Annotated in this window: 19 protein-coding genes and 1 other RNA gene; 4 read left to right on the top strand and 16 right to left on the bottom strand. The window is 43.4% G+C overall.

Translation table 11 applies throughout. The features are described from left to right. Nucleotides 1-666 precede the first annotated feature (666 nt). Entirely contained in the window at nucleotides 667-1,566 is a 900-nt protein-coding gene (locus tag AC0YN7_RS13140) for a helix-turn-helix domain-containing protein (protein WP_475810458.1), read from the top strand. 2 nt (nucleotides 1,567-1,568) lie between these two features. Here the strand turns inward: AC0YN7_RS13140 and helD are convergent, their stop codons facing one another. Further along, nucleotides 1,569-3,896: an RNA polymerase recycling motor HelD gene (helD, locus tag AC0YN7_RS13135; protein ID WP_475810457.1), complete on the bottom strand. Its 2,328-nt coding sequence runs from the start codon at nucleotides 3,894-3,896 to the stop codon at nucleotides 1,569-1,571. A 232-nt stretch (nucleotides 3,897-4,128) separates the two neighbouring features. Between helD and AC0YN7_RS13130 the strand changes: the two genes are divergently transcribed. Then, nucleotides 4,129-4,845 (top strand): queuosine precursor transporter, encoded by a 717-nt coding sequence (locus AC0YN7_RS13130; RefSeq protein ID WP_475810456.1) that lies wholly within the window; start codon nucleotides 4,129-4,131, stop codon nucleotides 4,843-4,845. Nucleotides 4,846-4,911: 66 nt separating this feature from the next. On the opposite strand, the gene AC0YN7_RS13125 is transcribed toward AC0YN7_RS13130, so the two are convergent. Continuing rightward, the gene (locus AC0YN7_RS13125) at nucleotides 4,912-7,254 is read right to left on the bottom strand and encodes an alpha/beta hydrolase family protein (protein ID WP_475810455.1); all 2,343 of its coding nucleotides are present in this window, start codon (nucleotides 7,252-7,254) and stop codon (nucleotides 4,912-4,914) included. Next, nucleotides 7,245-8,033, bottom strand: coding sequence for an ABC transporter ATP-binding protein (locus AC0YN7_RS13120; protein WP_475810454.1), 789 nt, complete (start codon nucleotides 8,031-8,033; stop codon nucleotides 7,245-7,247). The genes AC0YN7_RS13125 and AC0YN7_RS13120 overlap by 10 nt, the downstream gene beginning before the upstream one ends. Nucleotides 8,034-8,189: 156 nt before the next feature. On the opposite strand from AC0YN7_RS13120, the gene AC0YN7_RS13115 reads away from it, so the two are divergent. Continuing rightward, nucleotides 8,190-8,828, top strand: coding sequence for a GTP pyrophosphokinase (locus tag AC0YN7_RS13115; protein ID WP_475810453.1), 639 nt, complete (start codon nucleotides 8,190-8,192; stop codon nucleotides 8,826-8,828). Between the two features lie 58 nt (nucleotides 8,829-8,886). On the opposite strand, the gene AC0YN7_RS13110 is transcribed toward AC0YN7_RS13115, so the two are convergent. The 3 genes from AC0YN7_RS13110 to AC0YN7_RS13100 are packed head-to-tail and all read right to left on the bottom strand — an operon-like array spanning nucleotide 8,887 to nucleotide 10,080. Beyond that, nucleotides 8,887-9,306 (bottom strand): hypothetical protein, encoded by a 420-nt coding sequence (locus tag AC0YN7_RS13110; protein ID WP_475810452.1) that lies wholly within the window; start codon nucleotides 9,304-9,306, stop codon nucleotides 8,887-8,889. A gap of 6 nt (nucleotides 9,307-9,312) precedes the next feature. Continuing rightward, on the bottom strand, nucleotides 9,313-9,525 hold the full coding sequence (locus AC0YN7_RS13105) for a DUF1540 domain-containing protein (RefSeq protein ID WP_475810451.1): 213 nt from the start codon (nucleotides 9,523-9,525) through the stop codon (nucleotides 9,313-9,315). Nucleotides 9,526-9,579: 54 nt separating this feature from the next. Then, complete coding sequence (locus tag AC0YN7_RS13100) at nucleotides 9,580-10,080, bottom strand: YpuI family protein (RefSeq protein WP_475810450.1); 501 nt, start codon at nucleotides 10,078-10,080, stop codon at nucleotides 9,580-9,582. Nucleotides 10,081-10,277: 197 nt separating this feature from the next. Here AC0YN7_RS13100 and AC0YN7_RS13095 point away from each other — a divergent pair, with 197 nt between their 5' ends. Further along, entirely contained in the window at nucleotides 10,278-12,128 is a 1,851-nt protein-coding gene (locus tag AC0YN7_RS13095; RefSeq protein WP_475810449.1) for a S8 family peptidase, read from the top strand. A gap of 225 nt (nucleotides 12,129-12,353) precedes the next feature. Here AC0YN7_RS13095 and rnpB read toward each other — a convergent pair. The 10 genes from rnpB to glyQ form a co-directional block, all read right to left on the bottom strand. Then, nucleotides 12,354-12,760, bottom strand: an RNA gene (rnpB, locus tag AC0YN7_RS13090) — RNase P RNA component class A. Nucleotides 12,761-12,923: 163 nt separating this feature from the next. Continuing rightward, nucleotides 12,924-14,045, bottom strand: a complete 1,122-nt coding sequence (locus AC0YN7_RS13085; protein ID WP_475810448.1) for a Nif3-like dinuclear metal center hexameric protein — start codon at nucleotides 14,043-14,045, stop codon at nucleotides 12,924-12,926. Beyond that, nucleotides 14,021-14,794 (bottom strand): tRNA (adenine(22)-N(1))-methyltransferase, encoded by a 774-nt coding sequence (locus AC0YN7_RS13080; protein ID WP_475810447.1) that lies wholly within the window; start codon nucleotides 14,792-14,794, stop codon nucleotides 14,021-14,023. Before AC0YN7_RS13080 ends, AC0YN7_RS13085 begins: the two co-directional genes overlap by 25 nt. Continuing rightward, on the bottom strand, nucleotides 14,794-15,648 hold the full coding sequence (locus AC0YN7_RS13075) for a hypothetical protein (RefSeq protein WP_475810446.1): 855 nt from the start codon (nucleotides 15,646-15,648) through the stop codon (nucleotides 14,794-14,796). Before AC0YN7_RS13075 ends, AC0YN7_RS13080 begins: the two co-directional genes overlap by 1 nt. A 143-nt stretch (nucleotides 15,649-15,791) precedes the next feature. Then, complete coding sequence (gene rpoD, locus AC0YN7_RS13070) at nucleotides 15,792-16,925, bottom strand: RNA polymerase sigma factor RpoD (protein WP_475810445.1); 1,134 nt, start codon at nucleotides 16,923-16,925, stop codon at nucleotides 15,792-15,794. 35 nt (nucleotides 16,926-16,960) lie between these two features. Further along, nucleotides 16,961-18,796, bottom strand: coding sequence for a DNA primase (gene dnaG, locus AC0YN7_RS13065; RefSeq protein ID WP_475810444.1), 1,836 nt, complete (start codon nucleotides 18,794-18,796; stop codon nucleotides 16,961-16,963). Nucleotides 18,797-18,838: 42 nt separating this feature from the next. Next, nucleotides 18,839-19,309 (bottom strand): YaiI/YqxD family protein, encoded by a 471-nt coding sequence (locus AC0YN7_RS13060; RefSeq protein WP_475810705.1) that lies wholly within the window; start codon nucleotides 19,307-19,309, stop codon nucleotides 18,839-18,841. Nucleotides 19,310-19,389: 80 nt separating this feature from the next. Beyond that, nucleotides 19,390-20,205 (bottom strand): pyruvate, water dikinase regulatory protein, encoded by an 816-nt coding sequence (locus AC0YN7_RS13055; RefSeq protein WP_475810443.1) that lies wholly within the window; start codon nucleotides 20,203-20,205, stop codon nucleotides 19,390-19,392. A 68-nt stretch (nucleotides 20,206-20,273) separates the two neighbouring features. Continuing rightward, nucleotides 20,274-22,355 carry a glycine--tRNA ligase subunit beta gene (glyS, locus tag AC0YN7_RS13050; RefSeq protein WP_475810442.1) on the bottom strand — a complete coding sequence of 694 codons (2,082 nt, stop codon included), beginning with the start codon at nucleotides 22,353-22,355 and terminating at the stop codon, nucleotides 20,274-20,276. Beyond that, a complete protein-coding gene (gene glyQ / locus AC0YN7_RS13045; protein WP_475810441.1) occupies nucleotides 22,348-23,235 on the bottom strand; it encodes a glycine--tRNA ligase subunit alpha in 888 nt (295 codons plus the stop codon). The genes glyS and glyQ overlap by 8 nt, the downstream gene beginning before the upstream one ends. Nucleotides 23,236-23,239 lie beyond the last annotated feature (4 nt).

The raw sequence follows: 23,239 nt of genomic DNA, 5'->3' as shown, positions 1-23,239 counted from the left end.
ATGAATTATGTTTTGTCAAAACCAGCTTAACCTAAACACTTAAACCATATTATACATGTTTTGTTGAAAAAAACACCATTGATTTTCATAGATTATAACAGATCCAATTCTTTAAATGTCAGATTAGGTGACAGCACTATTATTCGACATCATAACTCTATGAATATAGTAATGTTTTGCGCAAAATCCTTTTGTAATCGACATGTTTGTACATTTTACCCATTTGCAACCTACTTGCTTCTTCAAACGGTTCGGTCGAACAATATGCGGATCACCATGACGCAAAAGTCGTTGATGATGCATGGCGCACAAGCCCTTTGCTTTTATCGGTTTAATGCAGTTTTCAATGATGCAATAATTCATGTATGTCTCTCCCTGTATGTAAACTGCAAAAGCACCCATCCACTTCAATATGGTTGTTTACAATCATCTTATCGATAATAGGTAGCATAAGAAAGCTGACTGTGCGTTGATTACAGCTTGTTTAATGTATATAAAGCATCATTTGCACACTTTTTGTGTGGATTTGGCTACTAAGTTTAATTAATTAAACCCATTTTTAAACTGCAATGAAATCATCACAACACTACTTGAACGCCCTTCCTCAATATTTTATACTTTACTAGGTCGTCTAATAGACGACTAGGAATTAGGGGAGGCTAGCGTTTGTCTATTTATCATCAAATCTTTAAAATTATGGAACAGCCTATGATTATCCTTCAAATAAATAATGGTCTGCCTCAAATAGAAGATGCAAATGTTGCTTTTTTAAGCTTAACGGGTTATACGCTTAATGAGGTTCGGTCAAAATCAAGCCATTATTTGCTGCAAATATATGAGTTGAGTTCTCATAAAAATCAGCAATTCATTAATAGCGAGAATCTGCTGTATACAAAATTGAAACGTCCCATTCCGGTTAGAATTACGCAACAGCCATTACCTGGAAACGAGCACGATGAATCAAATAGATCTTGTATCATCTTCCAGGATTTATCTGCTTACAAGTGGATTGAGCAGCAAACGGAGAAAAACAAAGTATTGATAAGCGGAATTGTTGACTCTCATCAAAATATTCGATTTTTGCGTGACAGCTTTGCTCCCCTCATGTTCGAGCCGGATGTCAAGATGGAAGATGAATCCGTATTGAATTTCATAGCGTGTAGAGAGCATGAAAGGTTTAAAGAAGCAATAGCTGAAGCTGGTGAATTAAAGAAAGAAAGAAGCTTGATCATTCAGACTAGTAAGCTGAGCGGGATTAAGCTTGAACTATCCATTACCTTCACTCCAATACTCGACGGCTTTGAAAATAGCAAGGAGTTCGCCTTTGTCATTTGGGACGTCAAGCCGCTAGATGATAAAATCGATGCAGCTATGAAGCTGAAAATTTGGATGGCAAAGCGAGATATAACAGCCGGCCAGCTATCTGATAGCACGGGCATCTCCATTCAAACCATTTCCAAGCTCCGCAACGGAAAAATAGTAAAGCCCCAAAGGCTCACAGCAGAGCTGATCGCCTCGGAGCTTCAAGTGGATGTCCAGGATATATGGACAAGCGTTAGAAAATAAACTTAAGGTATGAAAACAGTTAAGTCATTCGTGTAAAACAAATGAAGCTCGTGCATCGCTCTCGTACAAGCAGTATAGAAGAGCTTTCTCTCGCTCTCACGTCCGTAGTATTGATGAGATGCATTGCTAATAACAACAGCGTCAAACTCCACCCCTTTGGCTAGATAGGATGGAATTACAACCAAGCCCTTCTCAAAGGTTACCGTCTCTTTCTCAATCAATCGAAGGCTGGCAAAATGCGTGAGCAGATTCATATACATGAATTTGCTCTCTTCTGCTGTTTTACAAATTATTGCAATGGAAGGATAGCGCTCTCCCTGTAACTTTTCAATCCGTTTTGTTATCAGGTGAAGCAAATCAGCTTCAGATTCAGCTTTCGTAACTGTAGGCTCTGCTCCATCACGATTGAACGGTTCTATCAAATGGCCGCTTTCAATCATCTTGCTAGTAAAAGCAACAATCGGACGAGTTGAACGATAGCTTCTTGTTAAAACAATCTTCTCAGTCTCCTCCTCGCTGTACAACTGCGACAAAGGCTCGAAGCCGTCACCCGCAAAAGAGTGTGAAAATATCGACTGATTGATATCTCCAAGAACAGTCATTTTACAGCTTGGGAATATGCGCTTCAAATAATGATATTGAAAGGGTGAATAGTCCTGAGCTTCATCAATGAATAAATGCTTGACGGACGTATTGGTATGGAAGCCTTCCAGTTTTTCCTTTAAGTATAAGTAGGGCGTCGCATCCTCATAATACATGTCGGATTTGTCTAACATTGAAATCGTAAGCTCGCTAATTTGCGGCCACAGCTCAGGCAGACTAAGCTCCTCCGATGTTAAGTGACTCAGCAACGATAGATCATCCTTAAACAACCGCTTATAAATAGCCGGGACATCCAAAAACCGAAGCCGCTTAACTCTTCTGCGTAATTTTTTGAATTGCTTCTGAACTACCATCGCTGCCAAAAAATCCCGTTCAGCATCAAAATCATCAAACGATTCGACAGTGAACCGTTGCTTTCGTTGCAGCTCTTCGTAGGCATGCGCGTACGCTTCCTGGTCCAGCAGTTCTATTTCCTCATCCACCCACTCATTACTGCGTTCTTCTCGGCCTAGCCTAGTCAACTCCTTCAGCATCCAGTCCGCTGTTAAGCGCATCCGATTGCCAATTGAAATCGAGCGATTGAGCTTATAGAACTGCTCCGAAATGACTTCCTCAGATAATAACGTCCTGCCACGAAATGTAACCGGAATAAATATTAGGCCCGCTTCCCCAAGCTCTGAGACGTATTTCTCAATCAAATGCATAAAGGATAGACCAGATTTGTATATAATCGATGCGATCCTAGTATCGTAGTTAGGCTCATCTACAGCTGCCAACGTATACTCCATTTGAGTGAAAGGGTCCTCAAGCGCAAAGGATCGACCGAGACGATGCTCCAAGTATTGCTGATACGTCGTCTGCTGCATATTTTGTTCGCCCAGCTCAGGCAACACCGTTGCCACATAGCTGTTAAACATCGGGTTTGGCGAAAATAATACAATTTGATCCGCGTTTAACATACCACGATAGCGATATAGCAAAAAAGCGACCCGCTGTAGTGCCGCAGATGTTTTGCCGCTTCCCGCGGCGCCTTGAACGATGAGGAGTCTTGCCTTCTCATTTCGGATAATCCGATTTTGCTCTCGTTGAATGGTCGCGACGATGCTCTTCATCTGAGCGTCAGATTGTTTGCCAAGTACTTCCTGCAGCAGCTCGTCTCCTATCGTGACACCAGTATCGAACATACTGCGAATTTGTCCCTCGCGAATCATAAATTGACGCTTCAACGTCATTTCTCCGCTAATATGACCGCTTGGCGTATCATAGCGGACAGGTCCGGGACTGTAATCATAGTACAAGCTTGAAACAGGAGCACGCCAGTCATAGATTAGATAGGTTTGACCGCTCTCGTCAAGTAAAGAGCCTACTCCCAAATAAATGCGATCCGCTTCTGAAAATCCTTGCTCTATTAAATCAATTCTGCCGAAATAAGGGGTCTGCTCCAGCTTTGTAAGCGTGACTAGCTGCTGCTCAGCATGCCTATGACTCCGTTCTCGCTCAGAAAGCACTTCAGCTTGCTGCTTCATACTAGCATGCGATTCAGCTGACTCAGCAGCATCCTCAAAATTGAGTGTTACATCATCCCAGAAATTGCGGCGAATATCTACGATATCTGCCCTCATACTGCCGACTATTTTACGAAATTCTTCTATACGCGCGCGAATAATTTTCGTTACGTCGTCTACTCGCAGTTGTTCTTGCTGCAACTGTTCATTTTGAGTATCCATGAAAACACTCCTTCTTGTTTGTGAAGCCAAATTGCTTCGTAATCGCGTGCTCAATGACATTTATTTTACCATCTCTAACCGTTAAATAAAACGACATGGGTTAAGTATTGCCGCTCTTCCTAGAACCGTTTATAATGACAAAGGCAGAAAAGTAGTTCTACGTCATAATTTATACAAGCAAGCCGCGGTTCGAAAACTCCCGCGTCATCAAAACTAGGAGGCTGTAATCCATATGTTTAATTTGTGGTTTGGCGCGATTTTTATGCTCGTGCATTTCTTGCTATTTCTACTTTCCTATCGTTTTTTTGGTCGTCTAGGCATTTATGCTTGGATTGGAATGGCGACAGTACTAGCCAATATTCAAGTTGTAAAGACGATTGATATCCATGTCTTTGGTATTGCGATTGCCATTACACTTGGTAATACAATGTACGGCACCATATACCTCGCTTCGGACCTATTAAACGAAAAATACGGTGAAAAGGCAGCGAAAAAAGCGGTTTGGTTCGGATTTTTCACTTTAATCGCCACAACTATTATTATGCAAATGGCTTTGTTGTTTAATCCGCATAATGATGAATTCCCTCTGCAGGTTCAAGGAGCATTAAACACTCTTTTTGGCTTAATGCCTAGAATAGCGTTAGGAAGCTTGTGCGCTTATTTGGTCAGCCAGTTTCTCGACGTTAAGATCTATACGTTATTGAAGCGCTTGTGTCCCGCTCCCAATCAGCTCTGGATTCGAAATAATGGAAGCACAGCTGTCAGTCAGCTTGTTGATACCCTTATTTTCTGCACAATAGCATTTGCTGGAGCAGAAGGGTATGACAGCGCTCTGTGGTTTTCGATTTTCCTCTCCACATACGTAATTAAGTTTATCGTATCGCTCTGCTCTACACCATTTCTATATGCGGCTCGGAGCTTCACATTCAAGGAAAATCAAGTTAACTAGAGGTACACGAACAACGAACAAGAGCGGGATTGCCAACTGCCTGGCCTCCCGCTCTTGTTATACCCATTAAGACATAAAACCAATATCGTCAAGCATAACCTTACCCGGTCCATTTATGAACTGGAACGTTATACGGCTTATATCTTCAACGGCAAGCGTTGTATCCATTGATCCAAATTTGTTGATCGGAAGCACATAGGTTTGAAATACCGGCTCATTGGCTTGTTTATACTTTTCATCCTTTATCCGCTGCTCTAGCCATGAAAACGACATGAACGCCGTGTAGATTGATGGCTGAACCGGCATGATATCGTCAAGCTCTATTTCCCTCTTCGTACCGTCGAATGTTGTCAATTCTATTTCTACTTGCGGTAATGGAGGAAGCTCAAGCAATCCTTCACCATCACTATCCGCAACCTTTTCTTCGTTCTCAGTTTCGCCTTCTTCATCTTCTTCTTTTACAGCCATCAAATCCCGCTCTAGGTTCGCCATTGAGAAAACTAGATTAGCTTCTGGAATCGACTCTAATTGCTCCATTTTCTCAGCGGAAAGCTTCAGCTCATAGCTAGCGCCAGATTCACTCCATTCCAGCTCGATGCCTTTCGTTCCTTTATTATGGCCATCGCGATCTTTGGCGTAAGTTTCTTGCCAGGCCACCATACCTTTGGCTGAAGCAGCGCCGCCAGTCTTTAATGTCGTTTTGCTGCTATCTTCTTCATACCTCGCAATTTCAGTAAAGCTGGCTTCTTCATAACGATTCATATATTCCGTATCAGGCAGCCAGTTTAAACCGCTGCGATAATCACGGAACAAGGCTATATAATCAGTTTCCCCAAGCAGCGTGGCTTGAAGAAAAGCCGAAATGTATACCTTGGATATCTGACGCTGCTCCTCACCTTCCAACATTCCTTTACGGTTAAGAAATAGACCGCCCGGAGGTCGTTCATCCATCTTGCCCCAATCCGTATTAAATTGACTATGGTTGGCATCAGCTATATATAAAGCCGCTTTAAACTTGTCTGACTCCGGTGTAAAGGTCGTACGGCTGTATTGTCGATCTCCATAAAAATTGTTTACATCACTGTCTCTTGCACCTTGCAGCGTTAAATAATTGACATCTCGCAAACGGGCGGATTTATCATCTACCTCCTTATCGGTAGGCGCAATTGCGACAACCGATTTAACCTGTACCTCACTCAAACTCGCGAGTGTCTTATCCTCTTTAAACCATCGGTCAGCATCCGCGGCCATCGCAACAGCTTGCCCACCACGTGAATGACCTACGAGTGCGACATTTTCGAAGTCGACATGACCTGTAAAAGGATTGTCAGCCTGTTCATTTAACATTTGAATTTGCTGAAGGTGCTTGAGCAGCACCCAAGCCCGCATCTTCATATCGTGATTGGGAATGCCAGACCAAACCGAATAATTCAGAAAATTCTCGTCAACCGATACAGCAATAATCCCTTTGCTTGCGAGCAGTTCACCCAAATAAGCATACCCGCCATCTGAAAAGCTCTCCATTAAATGATTGCCATGCACGATAAGCGCAAGCGGATAGACCCCATCTCCCTTCGGCATCCACACACGGCCATTTAACGGCAATTCATGTTCATCGAAACCCCAAAATCTAGTTTTCAATCCTGACCACTTCGTTATATAGGCTGAAGCATCTACTGAATCTGTCTCTAAGTCAACCTCATTACCAAACAAATCACGATGTTTATCTTTACCACTGCCGTACGTAAATGACGAAATTTCAAAACGGCCTAGTTCAGCCGGATTCAATTCTTTTATAGCATCTACTGCTACTCGATCAGCAGCTCCTTCATCCTGTAAGCTAGCTCTGACAGGAACAGAGGCGACATTATTCCAGTCAACTGTTACAAATACAGCAGCGGTGGTACAAGCTAATACAAATGCTATAACTGCTTTACTTCCGCTCTTAATCTTCATTCTTAAGAGCAAGCCTAGCAAACAGCCCGCTATTGAGCCTATGAGTATGAATATTATTGAAACTATAATTGACATCCATATTCCGAATTCGGAAAAAAATAAAATAATATAGGTTTCTACAGCTGCGTATAGCCAAACAGCGGCAAAACGACGCGGTATCGGCAAATATGCCATAGAGAATAAAAAGGAAACAATAATAGCCGCAATTCCCATAGCCGCTGCATTCGCACTAAGAAATAAAATAATATCGATAACGGTGCCTAAACCGGTTGGCATACCAAAAACAGCAGCGAGCATGGAGAGTGAACCAAAAAAAGCCGTACTTCCGGTAGCAATTCGCCACATAAAATGATCATGCTCGCTGCGAACACTATACCGTTCATATAACCATGCTTTTAATTTTCGCCTTCTTCTCTCAGGCTGTTGCTCTTGCCTCTGTAATACTAATTCCATAAAGCCCCCCTTACAGCAAGCCAGCTTCTCCCCTCACGCCATTCAATAGCTACTGGAACACCGAAAAACTCACTCATAGTATTCGAGGTCAAAACATTTGCTGTGTCTTCTGCCGCAAATACCTGTCCTTCTTTAATTAGAAGTGTTTTTGAGAAGCAAGGCAATATTTCCTCAACATGGTGAGTAACATACACAAGGGTTGGAGCGTTCTCCTGAACGGCGACTGCTGCTATCATTTGAAGCAGCTGTTCTCTGGCAAATACATCTAGACCTGTACAAGGCTCATCCAAAATAAGCAGCTTGGGAGAAGCCATCAACGCTCTCGCAATAAGAACACGCTGCCTTTCCCCTTGTGATAAAGTATCATAGATGGAATTAATTAATGCCGAGCAGCCGAGCGATTGCATTAAGTCTTTCGCTTTTATAAGATCTTCATCATCTGTTTGATCATATAATCCGATCGTGGCGAACTTGCCGCTCAATACAATTTTCAATGCAGTCTCACTGCCATATAGCATTTGCTGCAATGATGTGCTTACCCAGCCGATGCTCTTGCGAAGCTCACGCAAATCAAATTCACCGAACGTCTTACCAAGAACGGACATGCTGCCCTCCGTTGGCCATATATATCCGTTGATCATATTTAAAAGTGTCGTTTTACCAGAACCGTTAAGGCCGAGCAAACACCAATGTTCTCCCTCTTGCACTTCCCAATTTACATTTCGCAATATCGATTTATTTTCACGATCCCATGAAACGTTTTTTATATTAATAATCATAATATCTCTCCTGCCCTATGCGTTCTCCAAAAATCGATAAATTTGACTTCATATATTTTATCGACCATTATAATAATACAACGAATCTTGTCTATATAGTAACGTTCTTGTAAACATTCCCACAATACTTATATTTCTGACAGGAGTGATTAACTTATGAAAACCGACCAATTTAAGCAATGGGCTCATTTTTTCCTCACCTACAAATTTGCCTTAGATGAAGTAGAAACTAAACTTAACATCTTAAATGAGGAATTTCAGTTCATTCACGATTATAATCCGATTGAGCATATGAAAACTAGAATTAAAACACCAGAGAGCGTCATGCTGAAGCTTCAACGAAAGCATTTAGATATTAACCTAGAAAATGCCAAGTCGTTTATCCGAGACATCGCAGGCGTAAGAGTTATTTGCTCCTTTTCGAATGATATTTATCACATTGTCGATATGATCAGCAAGCAGAGTGACGTTAAAGTCGTTGAAGTAAAAGACTATGTGAAACAACCTAAGCCAAACGGTTATCAGAGTATCCATTTAATTATTGAAATTCCGGTATTTTTAACGAATCGAACAGAGCATGTGCTTGTTGAAATTCAAATCAGAACGATAGCGATGGATTTCTGGGCAAGCCTGGAACATAAAATCTATTATAAATTTAATGAACAAGTTCCGCCACATATACAGCAGCAGCTAAAAGGCTCCGCTTCAATGATCGACCTGCTTGACAGGCAAATGCTTGCTCTAAATGAAGAGGTTCAAAGACATCGTGAACAAGCGTCGAGCATAAACGGATAAAAATGTGTATGTAATAAAGAAGCTCCTTCCCGCTTAAACAGGAAGGAGCTTTTTTCCTTTAGGTTATCGCGTAATAAAAAGGAACAATAATTAAATTTAATGCTAAGGCTATAATTCCGATTGCCATAGTCCAACCACCGAGTACTTTTGAACCTTGTCGATAGGCAATAAAGCCAAGTACTATCGCAGTTGCTCCAAGTAATACCGGCCATATAAACCATGATGCTATAGCAAATGCAAGCGATACCCATCCTAACGCGTTCGCCGCGCTTTCGGTTTCTGTTCGCTCGAATCTGTCTACGTCTCCATCCTCTCTCCGCTCCGTATACAAGCCTGGAGACTCTACAGCAAAGTCTGCACCCATCTCTTCATTCACATTCAGCATGCTGCCTGTCCCAGCAACAGAAGTTGCCGCAAGCGTTGTTCGATCAAGCTCATCTAAATTCTGATCATCAGAACCCTCTTCAAACTTGTCCATAAGGCGTCACTCCTTTGGTTTAAAGGTTTGGCAGCAAGTCGCAGCAGACTGTTTAGCATGATCCTCATGGAATAAGCCTAAATTGTCACTTGCAAATTCATGGTTGAAATTAGCCACTGCATGCTGATCGATATCAACTTTAATTTGATCAGCCGCACAGTTATTGCCTTCCTTCCAAAAGGTGCAATTGGCTACACTACATGACACGCCACTCGGCATAAAAAAATCACCCCCGTTATCAAGTTACCCTGACCGGAAGTGATTCATACTGCCTTATTTTTGTCCTTGCATACGGCGCTGTGTCATGTAGTCATTTTCATAATAGGCCAATTCGTCACGCAGCTCCTCAAAAATCTTCGATAAGCCAAGCACAACCTCGCGCGAATGGCGAATCGGCTTGTAACGGAAACGGATGGCATCTTGACCAGTATAAGCATAACGCCCATCTTCGGAATAACATTCATTTTTCGGATAATAAAACGCGTTTATGCATTGGTGGTACACTTCATACAGCACGCGTTCCGCATAATCTGTATCAAAATTGGGCCGTCTGAGCAATACTCCCAGCTTTTCAACTGAGACTTCAGAAAATACCAATAAATGTCTCAAATCGGATAACAGACCTTTATAAAAGGTTTGGGCTTCTTCTCCATTGTCCTCACTGGTCAATTGGAGCAAAGCGTTGCTGTTCAGAAACGGTTCCAATTGGTTAACCGCATCTTTGAGCTTTGTGCGTGTTGATTCACTGAGCGCTTTGACGTTAGCAGATGGCATATAGGTAGATCCCCTTTCATATTCCCGACAACAATCATTTATTTCGTAAAAAAATACAGTCAACTTAATCGTACCACAAATTGCATAGAAGTGGTACTGGCGTTTAATGCTTTAGTTCGCATAATTTCAACTTAAAAACCCGAAGCTATATTTTAGACTTATCGATTCAGAGATGATGATTACAGGAGGTTGCATGTATGGAAAAAAAATGGATCGGAGCACTAACAATTATCGCGATTGCGGCTTTACTTATACCTTCAACGAATTGGTTTGCTCCAAAAAAAACAGAAAAAGCACCTCAAACTCAAACCTTTTCGGCCAAGCATGAGAAAACCCTTAAGCTCACCGCTCTTCAGAACGATATGAATGCAACTGCTATGCTTTGTTCAACGGAATGCACAAAGGATTTCCAAAAAATGATGACAGCAACAGGTGATTCTAAAGCCACAGCGGAAGAAAAGATTAAACATCTTATGCATGAACATATGCATATGAGCTACGTCAGCTGGATATCCGGTGAACGAAGTGTTGACCGAGGTACTATCCCTCAAGCGAATGAGAAAGCAAAGAACTTTGTTGCTAATGCTAAAGCGCAAGTAAGAAAAGGAGTCAAATTTCAATCTCCCCCTTTTGAAGATAGTAAAGGGTCACGTTATATCGTACTCGGCGTTCCCGATTCTAAACATGCTGGCATAGGTGTTGTAGGTGTAATCAAACAAGATATTGTGAAGTCAGTTGAAAAGCATCAATTACGCAATTTACGTCTTACTCCTTACCCTTCAGAAGGTAATTACAAAATTGAATCGGTAGTGCCGAACTCCACGATCGATACAACTGTACGTAATGGCGAAGATAACGGGAATGCCAGTCACTATCACATTAAAGATGTTGTCGTCCATTTTGCGAAACCAATTTCTGAATCCGAAATGAATCGAATCAAAAATGAGATCCATGCAGAAGCCACTCAACAAATTGGCGATACATTCGTGTTCCGTTCCAAAAATATCGAAACGGAGCAGCTAATCAAATATTTCAAACAATCGTGGAACACAGAATATGCAGAGCCTCATTATTTATATATGACGAATGAAACAGCTGATGCCGACGTGATCACACCGAATGATGCTTTATATTCGGAATATCAATGGAATTTGCCTTCCATTGAGGCAGAAAAAGGGTGGAAGCTGTCTAAAGGCAATGATCAGGTCATTGTCGCTGTCTTAGATACAGGCGTACAAAGTAATCATCCCGATCTTCAAGGAAAATTGATCGCCGGAACAAATATCGTGGACACCGCTGCTCAACCCGACGATGATGTCGGTCACGGTACTCATGTATCAGGAATTATTGGAGCAACCGTCAATAATGGAGAAGGCGTGGCTGGAGTGTCCTGGTATAACAAGATCATGCCAGTAAAGGTACTTGACAGCAGCGGCGCAGGGTCTACCTATTCTGTTGCCAAAGGTATAATATGGGCCGTCGATCACGGCGCAAAAGTCATTAATATGAGTCTTGGCAACTATGCGCAAGCAGACTTTCTACATGATGCCATTAAATATGCTTATGAACGAGATGTTGTTTTGATTGCAGCCAGCGGAAATGATAATACAGATCGTCCCGGTTACCCTGCGGCTTATCCAGAGGTGTTCGCAGTTGCTTCAACGAACAGTAATAAAGAGAAGTCCTCCTTCTCTAATTATGGCGATTATATTGACGTAGCAGCTCCTGGTGACAGCATTGCAAGCACCTATCCAGGCAGTCAATATGCGGCCTTGTCGGGAACATCGATGGCTAGTCCTCATGTCGCTGCACTTGCAGGCTTGATTCGTTCAGTCAATCCTGATCTGACCAATGTCGAAGTGATGGAAATTATGCGAACATCGGCTATTGATCTTGGGGAGAAAGGCAAAGATATTTATTTCGGATATGGTGAAATTGACGTAGATAAGGCACTGCAGTCAGCTTCTACTTTTAGCAGTGCGCTTCAATCCTATCCCGAACTAGTAAAACGCAGACTGGATCGAATTCAATCGCGGTTTCAAAAATAATCGGTATTAATAAACAGATTGCGTATAATTAGTCTACATTACATTTCTATCCATCATCTCAATAAAAAAAGCGTGAATCAGATAACTGATCACGCTTTTTTTCTGCTTATTTCAACTGTGAGCAGATGCTCTACAGTATATCTCAATTATATAGCTACTTATCACAGCGAACGGGCTTTTGCCATCAATGTAGGGCACCAGCCCTAATCGCTTAGAGATAGTCGTGCGGAAAGTTTGCCGTAAGCCGGGTCCTGTACTTCTGGTGGTTCAAACGGGAACGACCCTCCCACGATGAAGCGACAATCATCTATCTAGGCCGCACATTACTGAGCGGCTCAAGCAACCAACCCGGGTGCGCCTCAGGCTAAGGCTGCAGCCTTGCGGCTGCTGCACCCTCTCGGTCTTGCTCCAGATGGGGTTTACCAGGAACGTAGTCACCTATGCTCCTCGTGGTCTCTTACACCACGGTTCCACCCTTACCTGTGCCGGCTAAAAGCCGGCCATCGGCGGTCCATTTCTGTGGCACTATCCTTCAGCTCGCGCTGACTGGACGTTATCCAGCATCCTGCCTTGCGGAGCCCGGACTTTCCTCTCGCGGCAACAAGGCCGCCAGCGATTGTCTGTCAAACTTTCCGTAGCATCGTTAAGTATACAAGTAATTGCTTCAAAGCTCAACCCTTAAGAAGAAACAAATTCTTCCTCCTTCTATAAGGACAAAGCGTTTCTCGCAAAATATAAGCATTTTATAAGTGTAAAACTTATAAATTCTTATATTTCAAAAAAATGTAAATCCTCCTAGACAAATACAAACGGCTCGGTATTAAGAGTAGAAGCAACAGCTTTCGTATCGGATTTGCTAGTAAGAAGCTGTTCATTTAGCCAGTCTGCAACGCGTTGCTTCATAACCTTCTCGATGTTATGACCAGGATCAATGATCGTCATGCCAGCTGCCAGCGCATCATGTGCAGTATGGTAATCGATATCACCTGTTATGAGCACGTCAGCTCCAGCAAACATCGCGTGCCGGACATATTTGGAGCCAGCTCCGCCAAGGACTGCTGCCTTGCGTATATTACGGTCTAATGGACCTATTACTCTAACAACTGGTACATCAAATACCGTCTTCATCCGTTCAGCAAGCTCACCTAAGCTTGTCGGCTCAGTTAGTTTGCCTGCTCGACCAAGACCAAAGGATCTCCCCTTCAAATCAATCGAGTACAAATCGTAAGCTACTTCTTCATAAGGATGAGCCTTCAGCATAGCTTGAACCACTTTTCGGTGAACACTGGATGGAACAATCGTTTCGATTCTTACTTCATCCGTCCTCTCCAGCTTGCCTTGAATACCTATAAAAGGATTCGTTTCAGGCCCGGGTACAAAAGTACCTGTTCCTTTACTATTGAAGCTGCAGTTGCTGTAGTTGCCGATTTCTCCAGCACCAGCCCTCCACATAGCCTGCAGCACCTGCTCGTGATGACTTTCTGGAACAAATACTACAAGCTTATACAGCTTGTCTGTATGAACCTCCTCCAAGCTTTGACGACCATTCGGCGCGATTCCAACCATATCCGCAAGCCAGTCATTGATTCCACCATCAGCTACATCCAAATTGGTATGTGAGATATATACAGCAATATCATTCTTAATAAGCTTTTCATACAATTGTCCCGCTGGCGTCGAAGTGTCCAGCTTCGCCAATGGCCGATAAATAATAGCATGATGCGCGATGATAAGCTCCGCACCTGCTTCAATCGCTTCATCAACAACCGCATCCGTTACATCCAATGCAATCATTAGTTTTTTTATCGGTTTATTCAACGTGCCTAGCTGTAGTCCAATTTTATCATTCTCAACCGCATAATGCTTAGGAGCTAACTGCTCCATTAGCTGTATTACGGTTTGTCCGTTTGCAAACATTCCAAGACCTCCTCCAGCACATTCATCTCTGCTTTGAATTGTACCAGCTTCATTGCTGATTCGGGCAATTCTGACTCAGAAAGCTGCTCGCAAATACGTGCAAGCTTATCCAGCTCATGCCGCCATTTTTTTAATAAAACAGGCTGGGGCGCACGGAGCAGATGAGGTCCCATCTGCTTCAACACACTAAACAATACAGCTTTATCCAGCTTCAGCCCTAGAAAACCAGTGTCATACAGCTTTTCATTAAGTGAATCTGCCTGATCCGATTTTACTGCATGCATAATTTCATATATTTTACCATCTTCTTCAATAATACATTCTTCCACTAAATACCATCCATGCTGCAACAGCCAACTACGCACAATGGCTTCACCAACATTGGGCTGAAGCACAAGCTCCATAACACCCTCAAGCTTACCTTTTAAGTATCCAGCTTCCAGAATGTCACTCATTAGACTGCCGCCCATGCCAGCGATGGTAATCGTATCTGCTTCTCCAGATTGCAGCACATTTAAACCGTCACCTTGTCTGACCGTTAATCGCTCAGACAGTCCTGCATCCGCTGCTTGTTTTCGTGCCGCTTCAAACGGACCTTTATTTAATTCGCCAGCGATTGCTGATGGACATTTACCAATTTGCAATAAATATACCGGCAGCATGGCATGATCAGACCCTATGTCAGCAATACGCGACCCCGTTGTTACATAGTCTGCAATGAGCTGCAGTCGTCTAGATAATTTCACCATTATACAACCCACACCATCCATTTTTTTCGCATTGTGAAGAGGAGCCCTCCACCAATGCCGATTTTGACGAGCAGCTGAAGCTGCAATCCTATCGCTCCATTAACTCCATTTACGCCATCAATGAACATCATAGAATAACACTCCGGCATAAACCAAACGAGTGTACCAATAAGAAACAACACCGCAGAGACAGGCTTAGACCAGCGATGTACAAACCAACTACTCCAGCCGAACAAACAGGCAAGCGGTAGCCAATAGATTTGAATCTCATACCAATTGGGAGTCGGCTTGTACTGCGAAAGAAGCCAAGCATACACAAGAATAGCCGCAATCCATCCGCAAAGATGCAACACATGTATACGAGCAGCTATTCCATAAATGACCCAGAACAACGAACATAATGTCAGTAATGCCGCTTTCCAGCCCCACTGGTCAAGCCCGTGCAAATTTAACATATACAATCCGCCGCCAAGCAGCAGCAGCATTCCGATACTTATTAAGGAGAGACCCATCGCTTCATTTCTCTTGCGCTGACGTCCGCCAATCCATAAAAAAACAGTCACCGCGCCTGCTACAACAGCCATTTGCAATAACGGATGAAAACCGTTAAAATAAAGCACAACAAAGGAAATTAAGGTAAAAGTTCCAAATGTAAGGAGCCACTGCAAGCCAGTTGCGCGTTGTATAGCATCAAATGCTTTCCCAACCGAGTTATGCTGTACAGCAGTATCTCGAACCGTTTCCTGATCCGCATATAAGTTCAACAGAAAATCGCAATACTGATCGGGAAGCAGCCTGCTTCTTCGCCAGTGATCAATTTCTCTAACAATAATTTGCCGTCGGTCCTGATCCATTAAAGTTCGCTGTCCTTTCGGTCTCGACTTTGATCGTACAACTTATTATGTATAAAGTCATATAATTTCTTATTCTTTCTTATATATGAGAAAAAAAGACCTCGCTGCACGAGCAGAAAGGTCATAGCTTTAACGAATATCAATTATTCTAGGAAATCCTTTAATCGTTTACTGCGGCTTGGATGACGCAGCTTACGAAGCGCTTTAGCCTCGATCTGACGAATACGCTCACGCGTAACGCCAAACACCTTGCCTACTTCTTCGAGGGTTCTAGTACGGCCGTCATCAAGACCAAAACGCAGACGTAGTACATTTTCTTCACGTTCAGTTAATGTGTCCAGTACATCCTCAAGCTGTTCTTTCAAAAGCTCATATGCGGCTGCATCTGCAGGAGCAAGCGCCTCTTGATCCTCGATGAAATCACCAAGGTGTGAATCGTCCTCTTCACCAATCGGAGTTTCGAGTGATACAGGCTCTTGAGCAATTTTCATAATCTCTCGAACCTTCTCCGTACTAAGCTCCATCTCTTCGGCAATTTCTTCAGGTGTTGGTTCGCGTCCAAGTTCTTGCAACAATTGACGAGAAACACGGATCAATTTGTTTATAGTTTCAACCATATGAACGGGTATACGAATCGTGCGTGCTTGGTCAGCAATCGCACGAGTAATCGCTTGACGAATCCACCATGTTGCATACGTACTGAACTTAAAGCCTTTGAGGTGGTCGAATTTCTCAACCGCTTTAATGAGACCCATGTTACCTTCTTGGATTAAGTCAAGAAACAGCATTCCTCTGCCCACATACCGCTTTGCGATACTGACAACAAGACGAAGGTTCGCTTCTGCAAGTCTCCGCTTTGCTTCTTCATCGCCATTCTCTATTCGTTGTGCAAGCTCAATTTCATCATCCGCAGAAAGAAGCGGAACTCGCCCGATTTCCTTCAAGTACATCCGCACCGGATCATTAATCTTTATGCCTGGCGGCAATGCTAAGTCATCATCAAAATTGAATTCATCCGTTTCCCGCTGCTCTCGATCATCACCTGAAGCTGCGAGTGGATTATGTTCATCGTTTTCGTTCAGTACCTCAATACCAAAATCATCGAGCTGCTCGAAAAATTCATCAATTTGTTCTGGATCTTGATCAAATGGAGACAGTTTCTCCATTATTTCTTTATACGTCAAGGAAGACCTCTTCTTGCCTTGCTCGATCAATTGATCTTTTACATGATCCAGTTTTTGTTCGGTATCTAGTTCAGTATGTTGATCATTCGCCATATTCCGACTCCCTCCTCCCTAGAAACGATTGTCCGTCAACCTTTAAGCTGTCTCTCTAGGGTTATAATCTCACTTGCAATTTGTGCTGCTTTCAAAAAATCGCCGATACGCTCAGCACGTACCATCTCTTCTTTTTTTCGCTCGATATCCCGAAATTGCGGAACTTTTATAATATCCTGGATATAAGAGTCCATTATTGTCTCGTCGAACGGGAAGTCACCGTCCATCATCAGGATGGATGCAGCCGCGCGCTCTAGTCGATCGTCATGAAGTGTTGCAATAAAACGGCTGGCATCAGGATCATAGCCCTGTGCATAGTAAGCGTATAAATAAGCAGCAAGCGCTGCGTGATCCTCAACATTAAACGCATCGCCGATTTGCCCATGAACCGCTTGTGCAACCCCGTTGTCCCGCATCATGACATGCAGCAATCTTCGTTCCGCATGGGTGTATGCTGGCTGAAGTGTTGGCGGTCCGGACGCACGGCGCTTTTCATTCCTACCATTATTCCACGAAATGTCGTTATTATCCCCTTGTGGTTTCTTTTTTTGCAGCTCTACCCGTATTTCATGACAGTCCTGCTTCAAGGAATCAAGTGATATTTCAAACTCTCGTGATAATTCTTTTAAGTAGACTTCGCGTTCCGTTGAAGAATCTAGATCTGCTACAATTTGTACTGCCTCGAGCAAATAATTTTTTTTACCTTCTTCTTTTAGCAGTATATGGTTTTTCCTTAAATATATAAGCTTAAATTTTGTAACTGAAACCGGTTGGTCCATTGTTTCACGCAAGAAAGCTTCCGGCCCATACTCGCTTATATAATCATCGGGATCCTTGCCCTTAGGAAGCATAGCTACCATTACCTTAAGGCCTGCACTCTCCAGCATCGGAATTGACTTCGAAGCTGCAGCTTGTCCAGCGTCATCACCATCATAGCAAATGATAACTTCCTCGGCCTGCCTTCTAAGCATGGCGCAATGCTCATCTGTCAACGCTGTACCCATTGTGGCCACACCGTTCTTCACACCTGCGTTCCATGATTTTATGACATCCATATACCCTTCAAATAATACGACCTGCTTGCTCTTACGGATTGCCGGCCGTGCGAAATGCAAGTTATACAAGGTTCTGCTCTTCGTAAACAACATCGTCTCCGAGGTGTTCAAGTATTTCGGCTGTCCTTCGCCTATAATGCGACCCGCAAACGCGGTAGCTTTGCCGTCTCGATCCCAAATCGGAAACATGATGCGATTGCGAAACCGATCCACATACCCGCTCCCGTCCGTCTTCGCCGATAATAATCCGCCTTTCTCCATTAATGCCAGATCAAATCCGCGATTTGTTAAAAATCGAACCAACAAGTCCCAATCATCAGGAACATAGCCAAGCATAAAATGATCGATGAGCTTATCGCTAAGTCCGCGTTCTCTCAAATAATGCTTTGCTGCTTGACCTTGCTTCGTGTTGTTTAACACGTGGTGATAGAACTTGACTGTCAATTCATGCGCTTCAATAATCTTGGAACGATCTGCGTCATGAGGAGTGGACTTAGTCCCATCAGAAGAGGCCCATGTTACAGGCATCCCTGCATCCTCAGCGAGTAATCGAACGGCTTCAGGAAATGAATAACCTTCCATCTCCTCGACGAACCGTATGACGTTTCCGCCTTTGCCGCACCCGTAGCAATGGTAAATTTGGAGCTCCGGCGTAACTGTAAACGAGGGAGTCTTCTCCGAATGGAACGGACATAACCCCTTCATATATTTGCCGTGCTTCGTGAGATGAACATATTTCCCGACCGTCTCAACGATGTCATGATGCTTGCGTACAGCATCAATAATCTCTTCCGGTATTTTATTACCGTATGTCATCGTTCATCACCTTCATCCTAAGTAACACGTAAATAGTATTCGCTAAACGTTATGGTTCTCCTGCTCAATTCGCAAAACTTTTGTCAGCTTTTGTTGAAAACGATCGCGATCTTCATGATTCATCGCTTTTGGGCCTCTCGTTTTACCACCGCTTCGACGCCTCTTGGCAAGCTCGTGCCGACGTTCCATCAAGTAATCAATGTTGTCATTTGTATATTGCTCTCCTCGCGGAGATATGACGACAGCACGTTTTCCGATGGCTATACACGCTAATCCAAAGTCCTGGGTGACAACAATGTCACCTGCCTTAATGTGATTAACAATATACAGATCTACCGATTGGTCACTGATATCTACTTGAACAACTTCGATACCCGCCTGCGGCTCCAGTCGATGATCATGAGAGGCAACCATTAGTACGGGTACCGAAAATTGTCGTGCCGTTTCAACAATTTCCGATTTAACCGGACAAGCATCAGCATCTACAACAATTGTTGGTTGGCTTGGTCTAATATGAAATCACCGCTCAATTTAAATTTCTTATACTGTATTATTATATACGGCAAAAGTATAAAAAATCCTGCCTTATGCCACTATGTCGTTCGCACATATTCCATAATTAAGCTCGCTGTCTCTTCAACAGCTCGATGTGATACGTCGATGACAACACAATCAAGCTTTTTCATAATCGTTTCGGCATAAAGCAGCTCTTTCTCTATACGATCTGTAGTCGCATAGGATGCATTATTCGGCAATCCGAGCGCCTTTAGCCTTTCCTTGCGTATAATATTCAAATAGGGGACTCCAATTGTTAACCCGATTATTTTTCTCTTAGAGAGCTTAAACAATTCATCCGGCGGCTTCAATTCAGGTACGAGCGGAACGTTTGCTACCTTAAATTTCTGATGAGCTAAGTACATCGACAATGGTGTCTTAGAGGTGCGGGATACACCCACTAGAACAATATCTGCCTTCAGCACCCCTGATGTATCTCTTGCGTCATCATATTTAACGGCAAATTCGACTGCCTCCACCCTACGGAAGTAATCCTCATCAAGCACATGATTTAGTCCGGGCTCTTGACGTGATTTTCGTCCAGTCCGCACTTCTAGCGTTTCGATAAAGGAACCCAGCAAATCAATCGCAACAACTCCGCTGGCTTCAGCAAGCTTCTTCATGCTGTCCCGTAGATGCGGGATTACTAGCGTATATAATACGATAGCTTCGTTTTGCATCGCTTGCATTACAATACGCTGCAGCCCTTCTTCTTCGGTAATAAATGGTGCTCTGCGAATTTCAGTATTTATCGGGTGAAACTGTGCGATTGCAGCTCGTACAACAAGCTCCCCAGTATCTCCTGCTGCATCCGATACAACATACACCACTACTTCTGGATTAACGCTTGACATGCTCGATCAACCTCCTGACGCATAATGTTCGAAGACAGTTGAATGCTCTTATAATCCAATTAACCCAATTACCATACTAGCTTCGAGAAATCAGCGATTATCGCTAAATCATTTGCAATACCGGCTAGCGTAGCTAAGCGGTTAGCTCTTACAGCCTCATCAGGCGCCATTACCATAACCTTCTCAAAATACATATGAATATACGGCTTCAAAGCAGATAGCGTTTGTAATGCTTTTTCCATATTGCCAACTTCAATTGCTTGTGTAAATGTTGGTCGCTGCAGCTGCCATTGCTTATACAATTCTGCCTCCGCTTCTTCAGCGAACAAGGTGGAATCTACAGCAGTTCCTTCAGCTTTCGAACCTAAATTACTTACACGATTAAATTGCTCCACCGTCAATTTGAATTCAGCACGATCAACTCCAGCAGCAAGAGCTTGGATAACTGTCGCACGCTCGATTGTAGAGCTCAGATCAGTGAACCCTGCAGCCATTACAGCATCTACCACATCGTAGCGAACACCTTGCTCAGACAATACGTTTTTAACACGAAGCGCGAAGAAATCAGCTAAATCTTTACGAATTTCTGCGGCATCCTTCTTCAGTCCACGCTTCTCGTGAACAGATAACGCTAGCTCATACAGCTCGTTCAACTGAAGCTTGAGTCCATGAGCCAGTATAATTTGCACAATACCTGCCGCTTGTCTCCGCAGCGCATAAGGATCCTGAGAGCCTGTCGGTATAATGCCGATTGAGAAGCAGCCTACAATCGTATCCATTTTGTCCGCTAAGCTAACAATTGCTCCTGTCCATTCTGAAGGGGCGTGATCTCCCGCGAAGCGTGGCTGGTAATGTTCATTAACAGCTTTGGCAACTGTATCGCGCTCTCCTGCTTTTCGAGCGTAGTCTTCGCCCATAATGCCTTGAAGCTCTGGGAATTCGTAAACCATTTGGGATACCAAATCAAATTTGCAAATATCAGCTGCTCGGCTTACATCCTGAGCCATTTGCTCGCTCGCCTTCAAACGCTGGCTTATTAGGTCCGCAGTGCTACGAATACGTCTTACTTTGTCGGCTACCGATCCAAGCTCTTCATGGTAAACGATATTTTCAAGCTTTGTCAGCGCATAGTCAATCGTAAGCTTGTGATCCTCTTCATAGAAAAATTTAGCATCCGAAAGTCTGGCGCGTAAAACCTTTTCATTCCCTTTTGCAACGAGCTCAATCGATTTAAGATCACCATTTCGCACCGTTACAAAATAAGGCTGTAGTTGACCGTCACTGTTAAACACTGGGAAATAACGCTGATGCTCACGCATAGAAGTAATAAGCACCTCTTGAGGAATTTGCAAGAAGGCTGGATCAAATCCGCCAAACAATACATTGGGATACTCGACTAGGAAAAGAACTTCTTCAAGCAAATCTTCCTTAATTGCAATTTCCCAATCTTTCTCCTTAGCAAGCTTATTAATCTGTGCAACGATTAGCTGCTCACGCTCAGTCACATCCACGAGAACATGCTGCTCACGTAATTTCGCTACGTATTGCGATGGTTCTGACACAACCGCATCTTGACCTAGAAAACGATGTCCGCGTGATACATTGCCAGTTTGTACGCCAGTAATTTCGAACGGAATAACCTCTTGGCCAAACAGCGCTACCAGCCAACGAATCGGTCTTACAAAACGCAGGTCATAGCTGCCCCAGCGCATATTTTTTGGAAAAGACATAGAAGTGATAAGGGAAACGAGACCTTCTGGCAATACGGAAGCAGTCTTTGCACCAATACTGCTTTTCTTCGCATAAACATACTCCACGCCCGCCAGCTCCTGGAAGTAGAGCTGCTCTGGCTCAACACCTTGACTGCGCGCAAATCCGAGAGCCGCCTTGCTCCAATTGCCTTGATCATCCTGCGCAATTTTACGTGAAGGACCTTTTGCTTCTTCATTCATATCCGACTGTTTCTCTGCTACATCGCGGATACATAAAGCAAGACGTCTAGGAGTTGCAAAAACGTCAACTTTACCATGCTCAATACGAGAGTCTGCGAGGAATTTCACCGTTTTGTCCTTAAGCTGATTCATAGCGCCCCGCACAAAGCGAGCTGGCACTTCCTCCAGACCAATTTCCAATAAGAAATCTTTAGTCATGCTGCTCCACTCCTTTCTTAAGCATTGGGAATCCGAGACGTTCTCTCTCCTCGTAATAGGTCGAAGCGCATTGGCGCGCTAAATTTCTTACACGAGTTATATAGCCCGTTCTTTCTGTTACACTGATCGCACCGCGCGCATCAAGTAAATTGAAAGTGTGCGAGCATTTCAATACATAATCATAACCTGGAAATACGAGGTTGTTGTTCAGTGTTTTGTTCGCTTCTTCCTCATACATATTAAACAAGGAGAATAGCATCGCTGAATCCGAAGTCTCGAATGTATATTTTGAATGCTCGAATTCTGGCTGCTTGAAGATGTCTCCGTATGTTACACCTTCTACCCATTCCAAATCGAACACATTTTCTTTTTGTTGAATGTAAGACGCCAGTCTTTCCATTCCATAAGTAATTTCGACAGCAACTGGATTTGCATCAATACCGCCGACCTGCTGGAAGTAGGTAAATTGCGTAATTTCCATACCATCAAGCCATACTTCCCAACCTAAGCCCCAAGCGCCTAGAGTAGGTGATTCCCAGTTATCCTCAACAAAACGAATATCATGGTCATTCGCGTCGATACCGAGCTGCTTTAAGCTTTCCAAATAAAGCTCTTGAATGTTGTCTGGGGAAGGCTTCAGCACAACCTGAAACTGATGGTGCTGATAAAGCCGATTCGGATTTTCACCATAGCGGCCGTCAGCTGGACGGCGTGAAGGCTCAACATAGGCTACATTCCAAGGCTCCGGACCGATTGAACGCAAAAAAGTCATCGGGTTCATCGTACCTGCGCCCTTTTCTACATCGTACGGCTGGACCAGGATGCAATTTTGTTCCGCCCAGAATTTTTGCAGCGTCAAAATCATATTTTGAAAATTCATCACA

It is taken from the genome of Paenibacillus sp. J31R122 (assembly GCF_056269185.1).
The sequence above is the reverse complement of the archived record's forward strand: the minus strand, read 5'-3'. Positions and strand labels throughout refer to the sequence as shown.